Raw genomic sequence first — 17367 nt, 5'->3', positions numbered from 1 at the left:
TATCAGAAATGTCGCAGCAGGCTCGGGATGCGCAAAAACGCGGTCAGCGGTTTCGTCAAACGGGTTGGCGCAGCCAGCGCCACAGCGTCGTGCGGGATACGCCCAGCCGCGCGGCCAGCTGTTCGCGGTTGCCGTGATGTTCCAGCAGCCACTGCTGAAGGGTTGCTGGCGAGGGGCGTGTGGGCGCAGGCCCCGCCTGCAACGCGGCGCCAGCGGCCGCGACAGCGCCTGCCGTACCCGGCAGGAGTTCGGGCAGCCACGACTGCAGCTGCGCCAGTCCCAGTACGCCCTGTTCGGTTCGCCAGTGGATGCGCAGGCGATCCACCAGGTTGCGCAGTTCGCGCACGTTGCCCGGCCACGCGTAGGCGCATAACCGTTCGGTGGCGGTGGCATCGAGCGGCGAGGGTCGCTGGCCCAGCTGCTGGAAGAAGTGCTCCAGCAGCATCGGCACGTCCTGCGGGCGCTCGCGCAGGGTGGGCAGCGCGATCCGCAGCGCGGCCAGGCGGTAGTAGAGGTCGCGCCGGAAGCGCTGCGCCTCCACCAGCGACTCCAGCGTCTGCAGGGTGGCCGCCACCACGCGCACATCCACTGCGGTGGGTTCGGTGGCACCCACGCGCAGCACTTCGCGCTCTTCCAGCACCCGCAACAGGCGCGTCTGCAGCGGCAACGGCAGCTCGCCGATCTCATCCAGGAACAGGGTGCCGCCATCGGCGGCTTCGACCAGACCCACCCGCCCGCCACGCCGCGCGCCGGTGAAGGCGCCTTCGGTATAGCCGAACAGCTCCGCCTCCAGCAGCGATTCGCTGATCGCCCCGCAGTTGAGGGCCACGAAGCGGCCGCTGCGGCCACTGGCGGCGTGCAGTTGCCGGGCGACCAGTTCCTTGCCGGTACCGGTGGCACCGGTGACCAGCACCGTGCTGTCGTGCGGGGCATACAGCGCGATGCGTTCGCGCACCTGCTGCATCGGGGCGCTGTCGCCGAGCAGGCGATGCTCCGTGGGGCGCGGCCGGGCAGGGGGGCGCCGACGCGGTGCCGCCACGCCGGAGCGGGCCAGGGTCTGGGTCAATTCCAACGCGTGTTCGAAGGCCTGGCGCACCGAATCGGCGGAGTACAGCAGCACGCCGGGCAGGCCCACCCGCTCGGCGTGGTCGATGGCCATGCCGGTGCCCACGATCACCTCGATGCCGTTGGCACGCATGTCGGCGATGCAGTCGCGCGCATCTTCGCGGGTGACGAAGCGGCGGTGTTCGATATCCAGCCCGAAGCTGTGCTGGAAACTGCCGAAGCTGGGCACGTCGGTGGCATGGGTGACCAGCCCGATCCGTGGTGCGATCCGCCGGGCCCGGGCCAGCGCTTCCATCAGGTCGAAGCCGTTGGCCTGGATCGGCACCAGCGGTACCTCCAGCCGGCTGCGCAGGTAGGCCGCGTTCGAGCCGCCGGCAATCACCACGTCGCAGTGCTCGCGGCGCAGGCGCTGGCCGATCACATCCACGGCTTCCTCGAAGCCGAGATTGATCGGCACGATCCGGGCGCGGCGGTCGAACTCGGGAATGACATCACCGAGCAGGCCGGTCAGCCGCGACACGCTGACCGTCCAGATCACCGGAAGCGCGCCGGGGTCGGGATCAGGGAGGCGAGGGCGGGGCAGGCGGATCGACATGGGCAGCGGCCGTGTTTCAGTTTCATCCATGTTACATCTGTTTCAATGTTTCAACATGAAACGCCGGGCTGGCTGGCCGGGTGTAACCAGATCAATGACTTACCCGTTGGCACGTGACTTGCGCCATTGGCAGGGTCAATCACGATGGAATGTTGCCCATGAGCACCCCTGTTTCCTCCGCCGGCGCCCGTTTCCGCGCCGCGCTGGCCGCCGAATCGCCACTGCAGGTGATCGGGGCGATCAACGCCAACCACGCCCTGCTGGCGCAGCGCGCCGGCTACCGTGCCATCTACCTGTCCGGCGGCGGCGTTGCGGCCGGTTCGCTGGGCCTGCCGGACCTGGGCATCAACACCCTGGAAGACGTGCTGATCGACGTGCGCCGTATCACCGATGTGTGCGACCTGCCGCTGATGGTCGACATCGACACCGGCTTTGGCCCCAGCGCGTTCAACATCGCGCGCACCGTCAAATCGCTGATCAAGGCCGGCGCGGCCGCCTGCCATATCGAAGACCAGGTCGGCGCCAAGCGCTGCGGGCATCGTCCGGGCAAGGAAATCGTCACCCAGGGCGAGATGGTGGACCGGGTCAAGGCGGCGGCGGATGCCAAGACCGACCCCGACTTCTTCCTGATCGCGCGCACCGACGCCATCCAGGTGGACGGCGTGGATGCCGCCATCGAGCGCGCCATCGCCTGCGTGGAAGCAGGCGCCGACGGCATCTTTGCCGAGGCGGCCTACGACCTGGCCACCTACCGCCGCTTCGTGGATGCGGTGAAGGTGCCGGTGCTGGCCAATATCACCGAGTTCGGCAAGACCCCGCTGTTCAGCCGCGACGAACTGGCCTCGGCCGGCGTGGCCATCCAGCTGTTCCCGCTGTCGGCGTTCCGTGCGGCCAACAAGGCCGCCGAGAACGTGTATGAGACCATTCGCCGCGACGGCCACCAGAAGAACGTGGTGGACAGCATGCAGACGCGCGAGGAACTGTACGACCGTATCGGCTACCACGCCTTCGAGCAGCAGCTCGACGCGCTGTTCGCCGCCAAGAAGTAACGTCGCACCATTGTTTTCTGGAGGGATCATGAGCGAAGCAACCACCGCCCCCGGCTTCAAGCCGAAGAAGTCCGTCGCCCTGTCGGGCACCGCCGCCGGCAACACCGCGCTGTGCACCGTCGGCCGCAGCGGCAACGACCTGCATTACCGCGGCTATGACATCCTGGACCTGGCCAACACCAGCGAGTTCGAGGAAATCGCCCACCTGCTGGTGCACGGCAAGCTGCCCACCCGCGCCGAGCTGGTCGCCTACAAGGCCAAGCTGAAGTCGCTGCGTGGCATCCCCGCCGCGGTCAAGGCCGCGCTGGAAGAACTGCCGCCGTCGGCGCACCCGATGGACGTGATGCGTACCGGCGTTTCCGTGCTCGGCTGCGTGTCGCCGGAAAAGGACGACCACAACCACCCCGGCGCGCGCGACATCGCCGACAAGCTGATGGCCTGCCTGGGCTCGATGCTGCTGTACTGGTACCACTGGAGCCACAACGGGCGCGCGATCGACGTGGAAACCGACGATGACTCCATCGGTGGCCACTTCCTGCACCTGCTGCATGGCGAGAAGCCGCAGGATTCCTGGGTGAAGGCGATGCACACCTCGCTGATCCTGTACGCCGAGCACGAGTTCAATGCCTCCACGTTCACCTGCCGCGTCATCGCCGGTACCGGCAGCGACATGTACAGCTGCATCACCGGTGGCATCGGCGCGCTGCGCGGCCCCAAGCACGGCGGGGCCAATGAAGTGGCGTTCGAAGTGCAGAAGCGCTATGACTCACCGGATGAGGCCGAGGCCGACATCAAGGCCCGCGTCGAGCGCAAGGAAGTGGTGATCGGCTTCGGCCACCCGGTGTACACCGTCAGCGATCCGCGCAACAACGTGATCAAGGACGTGGCCCGCGAACTGTCCAGCGAACAGCAGAACATGAAGATGTACGACATCGCCGAGCGCCTGGAATCGGTGATGTGGGACATCAAGAAGATGTTCCCGAACCTGGACTGGTTCAGCGCCGTCAGCTACCACATGATGGGCGTGCCGACCGCGATGTTCACCCCCTTGTTCGTGATCGCCCGCACCTCCGGCTGGAGCGCGCACGTGATCGAACAGCGCATCGACGGCAAGATCATCCGCCCCAGCGCCAACTACACCGGCCCGGAAGACCAGGCCTTCGTGCCGATCGACCAGCGCCGCTGAAAGAAGGGCCGGCCTACGGGCCGGCCTTTCCCGTTTCCCCGCACGGCCCGCCAAACACAAGCAGCTACCGCCAGCCATGAACACTGATTACCGCAAGACCCTTCCCGGCACCTCGCTGGACTATTTCGATACCCGCGCGGCGGTCGATGCGATCGCCCCGGGCGCCTATGCCACGCTGCCGTACACCTCGCGCGTGCTGGCTGAAAACCTGGTGCGCCGCTGTGACCCGGCCACCCTGGAGGCCTCGCTGCGGCAGCTGATCGAGCGCGGCCAAGATCTCGATTTCCCGTGGTTCCCGGCCCGCGTGGTCTGCCACGACATCCTCGGCCAGACCGCACTGGTCGACCTGGCCGGCCTGCGCGATGCCATCGCCGACGGCGGTGGCGACCCGGCCAAGGTGAACCCGGTGGTGCCGGTGCAGCTGATCGTTGACCACTCGCTGGCGGTGGAATGTGGCGGCTACGATCCGCAGGCATTCGAGAAGAACCGCGCCATCGAAGACCGTCGCAACGAAGACCGCTTCCACTTCATTGACTGGACCAAGCAGGCCTTCCAGAACGTGGACGTGATTCCGCCGGGCAACGGGATCATGCACCAGATCAACCTGGAGAAGATGTCGCCGGTGATCTACGTAAAGGACGGCGTGGCCTTCCCGGACACCTGCGTGGGCACCGACAGCCACACCCCGCACGTGGACGCGCTGGGCGTGATCGCCATCGGCGTGGGCGGCCTGGAAGCGGAGAACGTCATGCTCGGCCGCGCCTCGTGGATGCGCCTACCCGACATCGTGGGCGTTGAGCTCACCGGCCGGCCGCAGCCGGGCATTACCGCCACCGACGTGGTGCTGGCCCTGACCGAATTCCTGCGCGCGCAGCGCGTGGTCGGTGCATGGCTGGAATTCTACGGCGAAGGCGCCGCCGCGCTGACCATCGGCGACCGCGCCACCATTTCCAACATGTGCCCGGAATACGGTGCCACGGCGGCGATGTTCTACATCGATGGCCAGACCATCGACTACCTGCGCCTGACCGGCCGCGAGGAAGCGCAGCTGGCGCTGGTGGAAAATTATGCGCGCACCACCGGCCTGTGGGCCGACGACCTGGTCACCGCGCAGTACCCGCGCGTGTTGAGCTTCGATCTGTCCAGCGTGGTGCGCAACATGGCCGGCCCGAGCAACCCGCACCGCCGCCTGCCGGTCAGCGCGCTGGCCGAGCGCGGCATTGCCGACGCCGCCAAGCTGGAAGCGGGCAAGGTCGAACAGGCCCAGGGCCTGATGCCGGACGGCGCGGTGATCATCGCCGCCATAACCAGCTGCACCAATACCTCCAATCCGCGCAACGTGATCGCCGCCGGGCTGCTGGCACGCAAGGCGAACGAGCGCGGCCTGCTGCGCAAGCCGTGGGTGAAGTCCTCGCTGGCACCGGGTTCCAAGGCCGTGCAGCTGTACCTGGAAGAGGCCGGCCTGCTGCCGGACCTGGAAAAGCTGGGCTTCGGCATCGTCGCGTTCGCCTGCACGACCTGCAATGGCATGAGTGGCGCGCTGGACCCGGCGATCCAGCAGGAAATCATCGACCGTGACCTGTACGCCACCGCCGTGCTGTCGGGCAACCGCAACTTCGACGGCCGCATCCACCCGTACGCCAAGCAGGCCTTCCTGGCCTCGCCGCCGCTGGTGATCGCCTACGCGATTGCCGGTACGGTGCGCTTCGACATCGAGAAGGACGTGCTGGGCGTGGACGCGCAGGGCAACGACGTGCGCCTGATGGACATCTGGCCCAGCGACGCCGAGATCGACGCGGTGGTGAAGGCAGCGGTCAAGCCCGAGCAGTTCCGCAGCGTGTACAACCCGATGTTCAACGTGCGCGTGGAATACAGTTCGCAGGTCAGCCCGCTGTACGACTGGCGCCCGGAGAGCACCTACATCCGCCGACCGCCGTACTGGGAAGGCGCACTCGCGGGCGAACGCACGCTGGCCGGCATGCGTGCGCTGGCGGTGTTGCCCGACAACATCACCACCGACCACCTCTCGCCCTCGAACGCGATCCTGGCCTCCAGCGCCGCCGGCGAGTACCTGGCGAAGATGGGCCTGCCCGAGGAAGACTTCAATTCCTATGCAACCCATCGCGGCGACCACCTGACCGCGCAGCGCGCCACCTTCGCCAACCCGAAGCTGTTCAATGAAATGGTGCGCAATGAAGACGGCACCGTGAAGCAGGGTTCGCTGGCCCGGGTCGAGCCGGAAGGCAAGGTCATGCGCATGTGGGAAGCGATTGAAGCCTACATGGCGCGCAAGCAGCCGCTGATCATCATCGCCGGCGCCGACTACGGCCAGGGCAGCTCGCGCGACTGGGCCGCGAAGGGCGTGCGCCTGGCCGGCGTCGAAGCCATCGTTGCCGAAGGCTTCGAGCGCATCCACCGCACCAACCTGATCGGCATGGGCGTGCTGCCGTTGGAGTTCAAGCCGGGCACCACCCGCCTGACCGTGGGCATCGACGGCACCGAAACCTTCGACGTGATCGGCGACCGCACCCCGCGCGCCGATCTGACCCTGGTCGTCAAGCGCCGCGACGGCACCCAGGTGCTGGTGCCGGTCACCTGCCGCCTCGACAGCGACGAAGAAGTGGCCATTTACGAAGCCGGCGGCGTCCTCCAGCGCTTCGCGCAGGACTTCCTGGAATCCAGCCAGGTGGCGTAAGAAAGGGCGAACGGTGCGCCAACCTGAACGATGAACGGAGCGCGCTTGCGGCCACCCAGCTGCGGGCGCACCATCTATGGCAATAATTGCCAAAGAGACTCCCATGGCTACGATGAACATCTCGCTCAGCGATCCCTTGAAGCAATTCGTCGACGAAGAAGTCAGTGAAGGTGGTTACTCGAGCACCTCCGACTACGTTCGTGACCTGATTCGGCAGCGGCAACGGGCCAAGGCAGAGAACCTGCTGCGGCAGTTGATCGCTGAGGGCTTGGCGTCCGGTCCCGCCGTGCCGGTCACGCCTGACACATTTGTTCAGTTGCGCCAGGAACTAGCGGAGCGTTTGCGACGTGAAGCCGATTGAGTGGCGCCCGAGCGCAAGGCAGGACGTTGCGGATGGGGCGTACTGGTATGCATGTCGGGGCGGTCTGGTTCTGGGCGAACGCTTCATTGCTGCTGTCGACGCTGTATTGGCTCGGCTTTCAGAATTTCCTTCGTCAGGTTCATTGCGGCATGCCGACGTTGTTGACGGAGCGTCGGGCCCGCTTCGGTTCAGTGTGGTCTCCAGTTTCGACCGCTACCTCGTCTACTACTTCGATCTGCCTTCCAGCATTCAAATAGTCAGGGTGTGGGACGCCTCACGCGGGCTGGATGACCTGTTGGGATCTGACGAGTAAACAGATGTACCTCGATGACCTTCTTTCTGGTTCCCAACTCATGAATAGTCTTCCCCAGCTCCGCATACCCGCCACCTACATGCGCGGTGGTACCAGCAAGGGGGTGTTCTTCCGCCTGCAGGACCTGCCGTTTGCCGCGCAGATCCCTGGCCCGGCACGTGATGCGCTGCTGATGCGCGTGATCGGCTCGCCCGATCCGTATGGCAAGCACACCGACGGCATGGGCGGGGCGACCTCCAGCACCAGCAAGTGCGTGATCATCTCGGCGCCCTCGGTGCCCGACCACGATGTGGACTACCTCTACGGGCAGGTGTCCATCGATACGGCGTTCGTGGACTGGAGCGGCAACTGCGGCAACCTCAGCACCGCCGTGGGACCGTTCGCGATCAGCAACGGTTTCATCGATCCGATGCGCGTTCCACGCAACGGCATCTGCACGGTGCGGATCTGGCAGGCCAACATCGGCAAGACCATCCTCGCCCACGTGCCGGTGGTGGACGGACAGGTGCAGGAGATCGGCGATTTCGAGCTTGACGGGGTGACCTTCCCGGCGGCGGAGATCGCGCTGGAGTTCCTGGATCCGTCCGACGACGGCGAAGGCGAGGGCGGTTCGATGTTCCCCACCGGCAAACTGGTCGACACCCTCGACGTGCCCGGCGTGGGCAGCTTCCAGGTGACCATGATCACCGCCGGCATTCCCACGATCTTCCTCAATGCAGCGGACCTGGGTTACACCGGTACCGAACTGCAGCCGGCGATCAACGAGGACAAGGCCGCGCTGGCCCGGTTCGAGGCGATCCGCGCGCACGGCGCGGTGCGCATGGGCCTGATCGACAGCATCGACCAGGCCACCACCCGCCAGCACACGCCCAAGGTGGCCTTCGTCGCCCCGGCGCAGGACTACGTGTCCTCCAGCGGCAAGCAGATTGCAGCGGGCGACATCGACCTGCACGCCCGCGCGCTGTCGATGGGCAAGCTGCACCACGCCATGATGGGCACTGCGGCGGTGGCGATCGGCACGGCCGCGGCCATTCCGGGCACGCTGGTGAACCTTGCCGCCGGTGGCGGCGAGCGCGGGGCGGTGGCCTTCGGACATCCGTCCGGCACCTTGCGGGTGGGCGCCGAGGCGCGCCTTGTTGACGGCCAGTGGACGGTGACCAAGGCCATCATGAGCCGCAGCGCACGCGTGTTGATGGAGGGCGCGGTGCGGGTGCCGGCCGATACGTTGTAAGGGCAGCCGGGCAGGGCCCGGCTCTACCGTTCGGGGGGCGGTTCGAACAGGAGCGCGATGATGACGTCAGATACCTCCCCCACCAGCGATCGCGTTGCCTGGGATGCAGTGATGGTCGACATCGTCGACTACGTGCGCGACTACAAGGTCGCCTCGCCGCTGGCGTTCACCACCGCCCGCCACTGCCTGATCGACACCCTCGGCTGCGGGCTTGCCGCGCTGGCGTTCCCGGCCTGCAGCAAGCTGCTGGGCCCGCTGGTGCCCGGCAGCCGCGCGGTCAACGGTGCGCGCGTGCCCGGTACCCGGTTCGAACTGGACCCGGTGCATGCCGCCTTCAACATCGGGGCCATGGTCCGCTGGCTGGACTTCAACGACACCTGGCTGGCCGCCGAATGGGGCCACCCCTCGGACAACCTCGGCGGCATCCTGGCCACCGCCGACTGGCTCAGCCGCAATGCGGTGGCCCTGCGCCGGCCGCCGCTGACGATGCGCGACGTACTGGTGGCGATGATCAAGGCGCACGAGATCCAGGGCTGCCTGGCGCTGGAAAACGCCTTCAACCGGGTCGGGCTGGACCACGTGGTGCTGGTCAAGGTGGCTTCCGCCGCGGTGGTGGCGCACATGCTGGGGCTGGACCGCGAGCGGATGCTCAATGCCGTCTCGCTGGCCTGGGTGGACGGGCAGGCGCTGCGTACCTACCGGCACGCGCCCAACACCGGCTCGCGCAAGAGCTGGGCAGCCGGCGACGCCACCAGCCGGGCGGTGCGGCTGGCGTTGATGGCGGCCACCGGCGAAATGGGCTACCCAAGCGCATTGACCGCGCCGACCTGGGGCTTCTACGACGTCTCGTTCGGCGGCCAGCCGTTCCGCTTCCAGCGCCCCTACGGCAGCTACGTGATGGAAAACGTGCTGTTCAAGATCAGCTACCCGGCCGAGTTCCATGGCCAGACCGCCGTGGAGGCGGCCATGCAGCTGCACGCCCGGCTGCGTGCGGAGGGGCGGCGCATTGATGACATCGCGCACATCACCCTGCGTACCCAGCAGGCCTGCCTGCGCATCATCGACAAGACCGGGCCACTGAACAATCCGGCCGACCGCGACCACTGCGTGCAGTACATGGTGGCCATCGCGCTGCTGTTCGGCCGGCTGGTGGCGGAGGACTACGAGGACGACGTGGCCGCCGATCCGCGCATCGACGCGCTGCGGGCGAAGATCCACTGCGTGGAGGAGCCGCGCTTCACCGCCGACTACCTGGACCCGGACAAGCGCAGCATCGCCAACGCACTGGAGCTCCGGTTCACCGATGGCAGAAGCCTGGACGCCACGGTCGAATACCCGCTGGGCCACGCCCGCCGCCGCGCCGAGGGCATCCCAAGGCTGGAAGACAAGTTCCGCGCGCACCTGGCCGCCACCTTCCCGACCGTGCAGCAGCGTCGCATCCTCGAGGCTTCGCTGGACCCGGTCGCACTGGAAGCGATGCCGGTCCACGAATACGTCGAGCTATACGTCGCCGGGTGACCGCTGTGCACACGTCAAGCGGTAGAGCCAGCCCCTGCCTGGCTGCGCGGGCCCCTATACTGGAGCCCTTGTTCAAGGAGTGACGTCATGGCTACGCGCAGTCGGGTCGGGCAATGGAGCTGGAAAGGAATCCTGGGCATGGCGCTGGTCGCCGGCCTGGCACTGGGGATCGGCGGCTGCAAACGCAACGACAGCGGCCAGCTGCCGACGCCGTCGGGCGCGCCGATCGCCGCCAAGGCCGAAACCGTCAGCGAGTTCACCCTGGTGCGGGCGTTCCCCGACCAGAAGAGCGACGGCCTGTCGCTGGCCCTGGAGTTCTCGCGGCCGCTGGTCGGCACCCAGGACTTCGACACGCTGGTCCGCTTCGGCGAGAAGGTCGGAACCGAGGACAGCAGCTGGACCCTGTCCGACGACGGCAAGACCCTGCGTTACCCGTTCGTGGAGGCCGCCAAGGAATACACCCTGATCGTCTCGGCGGACCTGCTGGCCGCCGACGGCAGCCGGCTCGGCAAGGAACTGCGCCAGAAGGTCTTCAGCGGTGAGCTCAAGCCGGTGGCCGGCTTCGCCTCGCAGGGCAGCGTGCTGCCCGCACGCGAAAGCCGCGGCCTGCCGGTGGTGTCGGTCAACGTGAACGAAGTGGACGTGGAGTTCCTGCGCGTGCGCGACAAGGAACTGTCCAGCTTCTTCAGCCAGTACCAGCGCGGCGGCCGCCGCGGCAGCTGGGAGCTGGACAGCGAATACGGCGACAAGACCCCCATGTCGCAGCTGGCCGAGCCGGTCTACGTCAACCGCTTCGTGCTGGGTGGCAAGCAGAACGAACGCGTGCTCACCTACCTGCCCACCCAGGACATCAAGGAGCTGCAGGAGCCGGGCCTGTACTTCGCGGTGATGAAGCGCAGCGGCTCGTTCGACAGCGAATTCGACACCGCCTTCTTCACCGTCAGCGACATCGGCCTGCACACCCGTGCCTACAAGGACACCCTGTTCGTGCACACCGCCTCGCTGCAGAGCGGCGCGGCGCTGAAGAAGATCGACCTGCGCATCATCGACGCCAAGGGCGAGGTGGTGCTCAAGGGCAGCACCGACGGCAATGGCAACGCGCTGCTCAACTACACCCTGGATGCGGGCCACGTGCTGATTGCCAGCAGCGGTGCGGATACCTCGATGCTGCCGTTCAACCAGCCGGCGCTGGACCTGAGCGAATTTGCCGTGGCCGGCCGTGACAATGCCTGGTTCGACGTGTTCGCCTGGTCCGGCCGCGACCTCTACCGCCCGGGCGAAACCGTGCGTATTTCCGCGCTGCTGCGCGACAACGACGGCAAGCCGGTCAAGCCGCAGCCGGTGTTCCTGCGCCTGAAGCAGCCCGACGGCAAGACCTTCCGCGAAACCCGCCTGCAGCCGGGCGAGCAGGGCTACCTGAGCTTCGAGCAGATCATCCCGGTGGAAGCGCCGACCGGGCGCTGGCAGGTGGAGTTCCGCACCAACCCGGCCAGCAAGGAAGCCATCCAGGGCATGACCCTGCGCATCGAGGAGTTCCTGCCCGAGCGCATGAAGCTGGACCTGGACAGTGCCCAGAAGACCCTCAAGCCGGGCGAGCCGCTCAAACTGCAGGCCGATGCGGCCTACCTGTACGGTGCGCCCGCCGATGGCAACCGCTTCACCGCGCGCCTGGCCGTGGCCGCCGAGCAGTCACCGGTGGAATCGCTGCCGGGCTACTTCTTCGGCGACCCGACCCTGGAACTGCCGCGCGAAGCGCGCGATGTGATCGATACCGAGTTCCCCGCCGACGGCAAGCTGCGCCAGGACGTGGACCTGCCGGCCGAGGTCAAGGCCAGCGCGCCGGTGGCGGTGGTGCTGTCCGGCAGCGTGTATGAAACCGGCGGCCGCACGGTCAGCCGCACCCTGAAGCGGGTGCTGTGGCCGGCCCCGGTGCTGGTCGGCGTACGCCCGCTGTTCAACCCTGAAGACGGCGCCGATGCCAACAGCAACGCGCGCTTTGAAGTCATGCGCGTGGATGCGGCCGGCAAGCCGCAGCCGGGCAAGGGCCTGAAGGTCACCCTGGTGCGCGAACTGCGCGATTACCACTGGACCTTCAACGACAACCGCTGGGATTACGACTTCAGCCGCCGCTTCGAGAACAAGGAAAGCCGTACGGTCGATGCCGGCAGCGCGGCGGTGGGCGTGGACTTCCCGGTGGAGTGGGGCGAGTACCGCCTGGATGTGTTCGACCCGTCTACCGGGCTGACCAGCCGCTACCCCTTCCACGCCGGCTGGAGTTGGAACGACGAAAACCGGGGCCTGGATGCGCGCCCGGACAAGATCAAGCTGGGCCTGGACAAGACCGGCTACAAGGCCGGCGACAAGGTGCGCGTCACCGTCACCCCGCCGCACGCCGGCAAGGGCGTGCTGATGGTTGAAAGCGACAAGATGCTGTACGTCCAGGAGATCGACGCCAAGCCCGGCAGCACCTTCGACATCCCGGTCACCGCCGAATGGGAGCGCCACGATGTCTACATCACCGCGCTGGTGTTCCGCGGTGGCAGCGCGCCCAGCAAGATCACCCCGGCCCGAGCGGTCGGCGTGGTACACGTGCCGATGGACCGCAAGGCACGCCAGATCGCGGTGGGGCTGTCCGCGCCCAAGCAGATGCGACCGGAGCAGACCCTGCCGGTGACGGTGAGCGCGCCACAGCTGGCGGGCAAGCTGGCGCATGTCACGGTGTCGGCGGTGGACGTGGGCATCCTCAACATCACCCGCTTCCCGGTGCCCGATGCGGCCGGCCACTTCTTCGCCCAGCGTCGCCTCGGCGTGGATGCCTACGACATCTACAGCCGGGTGATCGAAAGCTTTGATGGCAGCAGCGGCAAGCTGAAGTTCGGCGGCGACATGGCCCTGGCCGCGTTGCCGCAGGCCAAGCGCCCCACTGCGCGCGTGCAGACCGTGGACCTGTTCTCCGGCCCGGTCAAGCTGGATGCCAAGGGCATTGCCCGGATCGCGCTGAAGGTCCCGGACTTCAACGGCACCCTGCGGGTGTCGGCGCTGGTCTATGCCGATGACCAGTATGGCAAGCGCGACGTGGAAACCGTGGTGCGCGCGCCGATCCTGGCCGAAGCCAGCATGCCGCGCGTGCTGGCCCCGGGCGACCGCAGCACGGTCACCCTGGATGTGCAGAACTTCACCGGCAAGCCGGGCGAGTTCAAGGTGCAGGTCGATGGGATCGGCCCGCTGACCCTGGGCGAGCCCAGCCGTGCGCTCAAGCTCAACGCCGATGCCAAGAGCACGCTCAGCTTCCCGCTGGTGGCACGCGAGGGCTACACGGTGGCCAAGGTGCGGGTGCGGGTGGAAGGCAACGGCTTCAAGGTCGACCGCCGCTATGACCTGCCGGTGCGCGCGGCGTGGCCGCAGGTGCTGCGCGCGCAGACCCGCACGCTGGACCCGCTGGCCGATGTGGAGCTGGGCGCCGGCCTGGCCGACGGCCTGATGAGCGATTCGGTCACCGCGCGCATGCTGGTCAGCGCGCTGCCGCCGATTCCCTTCGCCAGTGCGCTCGATGGTGCCCTGAAGTATCCGTACGGCTGCGCCGAGCAGACCACCAGCAAGGGGTATGCCGCACTGATGCTGGATGATGCCACCTCGGCCATGCTCGGGGCCGATGGCCTGGATGCCAAGACCCGCCGCGAACGCATGGAGGGCGCGTTCGGTCGCCTGGCCTCGATGCAGGTGGCCAATGGCAACTTCTCGATGTGGGGCGACGACGGCTACGTCAACCCGTGGCTGACTCCGTACATCGCCGAGTTCCTGCTCGATGCCAAGGACGCCGGCTTCGCCGTGCCTGATGGCGTGCTGCAGAAGGCGCTCAACCGGCTGAGCGAGGACCTGCTCTCCGGCGGCAACCAGTTCTACGGCGAAGACCGCCGCGAGAACCTGAAGTTCGCCAACCAGGCGTATTCGGGCTACGTGCTGGCGCGGGTCAACCGGGCTCCGCTGGGTACCCTGCGCGCGCTGTACGACAACGAACGCAGCAAGTCGCTCACCGGCCTGTCGCTGGTCCACCTGGGCATCGCGCTGTCGCTGCAGGGCGACCACAAGCGGGGCGATGCGGCCATTGCGGCCGGTTTCGCCAAGCCCAGCAGCGAGCGCCCGCAGTACTTCGGCGATTACGGCAGCGCGGTGCGCGACGATGCGTTGATGATCGCGCTGCTGCACGAGCGCAAGCTGTCCAAGCCGGCCTACGACGCACGCGCGGTGGAGCTGGGCCGCGCGCTGGATGCCCGCCGCAACAATGGCTGGATGTGGCTGAGCACGCAGGAACAGGTGGCCATCGCGCGCCTGGGCAAGGCACTGGCGGCCAACCAGACCAAGCAGGTGTCCGGCGAGCTGGCCATCGGGGGCGAAGTGGAGGCGATCGCCGCGCGCCGCATGTTCGGCCGCAGCTTCGACTACGCCGCACTGGCCAAGGGCGTGCGGTTCAGCCCGCAGGGCGAGCCGCCGATGTTCGCCAGCCTGGAAGTGGCCGGCATTCCGCGCACCGCGCCGGAACCGGACAGCCGTACCCTCGGCGTGGAACGCAGCTGGTTCACCACCGACGGCAAGCCGTGGACCCCGCGCGCGCTGAAGGAGGGCGAGGCCCTGATCGTGCGGGTCAGCGTCAACCCGAACGTGGACATGCCCGATGCGCTGTTGACCGACCTGCTGCCGGCCGGGCTGGAGATCGAGAACTTCAACCTGGGCGATGCCAAGCAGTGGGCCGACGTGGTGGTCGATGGCCTGCGCGTGGAGGATCGTGGCGAGGCGGCCACGCTGCGCCACGAGGAGTTCCGCGATGACCGCTACGTGGCCGCGCTCAAGCTCTCGCGCGGCAGCACCGCCAAGGTGTTCTACCTGGTGCGTGCGGTCACCCCCGGCACCTACACCGTGCCGCCGCCGCTGGTCGAGGACATGTACCGCCCCGACCTGCGCGGGGTGGGGCGCAGCAACCCGACCACCCTGACGGTGGTCCAGCCGTGACGAACCGCTGGCGCTGGCTGTGGCCAGCGCTGCGCTGGGGCACGGCCGCGCTGCTGGCGGTGCTGCTGGTGCTGGACCTGGCGTTCCCGCCGCCGCTGCCCCGCCAGCGCGACACCAGCACCCTGGTGGTGGCCGGCGATGGCACGCCGCTGCGCGCGTTTGCCGACGCCGATGGCGTGTGGCGCTATCCAGCTTCGGCCAGCAGCGTGTCGCCGCTGTACCTGCAGGCCCTGCTGAACTACGAAGACCGCTGGTTCTGGCGGCACCCCGGGCTCAACCCGTGGGCGTTGCTGCGCGCGGGCAAGCAATGGGTGCTGGAACGGCGGATCGTGTCCGGCGGCTCCACCCTGACCATGCAGGTGGCGCGCATCCTCGACCCGCACACGCGCACACCGTGGGGCAAGGCCAAGCAGCTGCTGCGCGCGGTCCAGCTGGAACTGCACCTGGACAAGGCGCAGATCCTGGCCTTGTACCTGGAGCGCGCGCCCTACGGCGGCACCATCGAAGGCGTGGAAGCGGCCAGCTGGGCGTATCTGGGCAAGCCGGCAGCGCAGCTGTCGCATGCCGAAGCCGCCCTGCTGGCGGTGCTGCCGCAGTCGCCCAGCCGGCTGCGCCCGGACCGCCACCCGGAGGCCGCGCAGGTGGCGCGCGACAAGGTGCTCGAGCGCATGGTCGCGTTGGGGGTGTGGACACGCGAGGAAGTGGACGACGCCCGCATCGAAGCGGTGGTAACCCGCGCCCTTCAACCGCCGCTGCACGCGGCCCTGCTGGCGCAGCGCCTGCATGCCGCGCAGCCGCGCGCCGCGCGCATCCAGAGCACGCTGGACAGCGGACTGCAGCGCACCCTGGAAGAGCGCGTGGCGTCGTATTTCTCGCAGTTGCCCGAGCGTACCTCGGCGGCCCTGCTGGTGGTGGACAACCGCACACTGGAGGCGCGTGCTTACGTTGGTTCGGTGGCCTTCGGTGACAAGCAGCGGCTCGGCCACGTGGACATGGTCCAGGCCTGGCGTTCGCCGGGCTCCACGCTCAAGCCGTTCCTGTACGGCATGGCCATCGACGACGGCCTGATCCATTCCGAAAGCCTGATGGTGGATGCGCCGCAGAGTTTTGCCGGGTATCGCCCGGGTAACTTCGACGCAGCCTTCAATGGCCCGGTCAGTGCCGCTACCGCGTTGCGGCTGTCGCTCAACGTGCCGGCGGTGGACCTGCTGGACCGGGTCGGCTCGGCGCGATTCGCCGCGCGCCTGTCGCACGCCGGCATCACCCTGCGCTTTCCGCACGGCAGCGCGCCCAACCTGTCGCTGATCCTGGGCGGCACCGGCGCGCGGCTGGAAGACCTGGTCGGCACGTTCGCCGCGTTCAACCGCAACGGCATCGCCGGCCGCGTGCGCTACACGCCCGATGATCCGGTGATCGAGCGACGGCTGATGTCGCCCGGCGCGGCGTGGATCACCCGCGAAGTACTCGAATCCAACCCACGCCCCGGCTATGGGGCCGGCACCTTCGATGTGACGGGGCGCCCGCGCGTGGCCTGGAAAACCGGCACCAGCTATGGGTATCGCGATGCCTGGGCGATTGGCACCACCCGCCACTACACGGTAGGCGTGTGGGTGGGGCGACCGGATGGCACGCCGTTGCCGGGCCAGTACGGCGCGGTGACCGCATTGCCGCTGATGTTCGAAGTGGTCGACAGCCTGCCGCGCCAGCGTGGCGATGCGGCCGCTGCACCGCTGCCCGCCAACGTCACCCAGGCGGAGGTGTGCTGGCCGACCGGCGAGCGCGCCGAGGCCACGCCGCCCGCGCTGTGCCAGCGGCGCCTGCAGGCCTACGTGCTGGATGACGTGGTGCCGCCTACCTTCGCCGAACGCGATGCGCGGCTGTGGCAGGCCGGGCGGCAGGCGTTCAACGTGGATGCCCGCACCGGCCTGCGGCTGTCACCGGAATGTACGTTGCCGCACGAGGCGCAGCGCCGCGAAATCGCACGCTGGCCGGCGCTGGTGTCGCCGTGGTTGCCCCTGGCCCAGCGCCAGGCCGCGCAGCTGCCGGCGTTGTCGCCGGACTGTCGCGATGATGGCCGCAGCAGTGCGGGCAGCCTGCATATCGAAGGCCTCAACGACCGCGCCACGCTGGCGCGCGCGCCCAACGCGGAGCACGGCGTGCGGCTCCAGCTGCGTGCACTGGGCAGTGAGCAGTCCGTGGACTGGTTGCTGGATGACCGCTGGATCGCACGCAGCGAAGGCGCGCGCAGCTTCCAGCGTGATTTCGACGAAGCCGGCGAGCACACCCTCACCGCGCTCGCCGCCGATGGCGCCTGGACCCAGGTGCGGTTCCGGATCCTCCGGTAACC

The 17367-nt window shown here is 68.0% G+C and carries 10 protein-coding genes; 9 read left to right on the top strand and 1 reads right to left on the bottom strand.

The features are described from left to right. Positions 1-55: 55 nt before the first annotated feature. On the bottom strand, positions 56-1660 hold the full coding sequence (prpR, locus tag NMB40_RS13000) for a propionate catabolism operon regulatory protein PrpR (protein ID WP_494358667.1): 1605 nt from the start codon (positions 1658-1660) through the stop codon (positions 56-58). A gap of 149 nt (positions 1661-1809) precedes the next feature. Here prpR and prpB point away from each other — a divergent pair, with 149 nt between their 5' ends. The 9 genes from prpB (at position 1810) to pbpC (ending at position 17365) form a co-directional block, all read left to right on the top strand. After that, positions 1810-2709 carry a methylisocitrate lyase gene (gene prpB, locus NMB40_RS12995; RefSeq protein ID WP_068853669.1) on the top strand — a complete coding sequence of 300 codons (900 nt, stop codon included), beginning with the start codon at positions 1810-1812 and terminating at the stop codon, positions 2707-2709. A 28-nt stretch (positions 2710-2737) separates the two neighbouring features. Next, on the top strand, positions 2738-3895 hold the full coding sequence (prpC, locus tag NMB40_RS12990) for a bifunctional 2-methylcitrate synthase/citrate synthase (RefSeq protein WP_494358666.1): 1158 nt from the start codon (positions 2738-2740) through the stop codon (positions 3893-3895). A gap of 76 nt (positions 3896-3971) precedes the next feature. Next, positions 3972-6590, top strand: coding sequence for a Fe/S-dependent 2-methylisocitrate dehydratase AcnD (gene acnD, locus NMB40_RS12985; RefSeq protein ID WP_494358665.1), 2619 nt, complete (start codon positions 3972-3974; stop codon positions 6588-6590). Between the two features lie 103 nt (positions 6591-6693). After that, positions 6694-6951, top strand: coding sequence for a type II toxin-antitoxin system ParD family antitoxin (locus NMB40_RS12980; protein WP_494358664.1), 258 nt, complete (start codon positions 6694-6696; stop codon positions 6949-6951). Continuing rightward, positions 6938-7264: a type II toxin-antitoxin system RelE/ParE family toxin gene (locus tag NMB40_RS12975; RefSeq protein WP_494358663.1), complete on the top strand. Its 327-nt coding sequence runs from the start codon at positions 6938-6940 to the stop codon at positions 7262-7264. Before NMB40_RS12980 ends, NMB40_RS12975 begins: the two co-directional genes overlap by 14 nt. Before the next feature lie 40 nt (positions 7265-7304). Beyond that, on the top strand, positions 7305-8495 hold the full coding sequence (prpF, locus tag NMB40_RS12970; RefSeq protein WP_494358662.1) for a 2-methylaconitate cis-trans isomerase PrpF: 1191 nt from the start codon (positions 7305-7307) through the stop codon (positions 8493-8495). Positions 8496-8555: 60 nt separating this feature from the next. Further along, positions 8556-10013 (top strand): bifunctional 2-methylcitrate dehydratase/aconitate hydratase, encoded by a 1458-nt coding sequence (locus tag NMB40_RS12965; protein WP_494358661.1) that lies wholly within the window; start codon positions 8556-8558, stop codon positions 10011-10013. A gap of 138 nt (positions 10014-10151) precedes the next feature. Continuing rightward, the gene (locus tag NMB40_RS12960; protein WP_494361076.1) at positions 10152-15020 is read left to right on the top strand and encodes an alpha-2-macroglobulin family protein; all 4869 of its coding nucleotides are present in this window, start codon (positions 10152-10154) and stop codon (positions 15018-15020) included. After that, positions 15017-17365, top strand: coding sequence for a penicillin-binding protein 1C (gene pbpC, locus NMB40_RS12955; RefSeq protein ID WP_494358660.1), 2349 nt, complete (start codon positions 15017-15019; stop codon positions 17363-17365). Before NMB40_RS12960 ends, pbpC begins: the two co-directional genes overlap by 4 nt. Positions 17366-17367: the final 2 nt, after the last annotated feature.

This window comes from Stenotrophomonas sp. FBCC-B152, assembly GCF_059134105.1.
The sequence above is the reverse complement of the archived record's forward strand: the minus strand, read 5'-3'. Positions and strand labels throughout refer to the sequence as shown.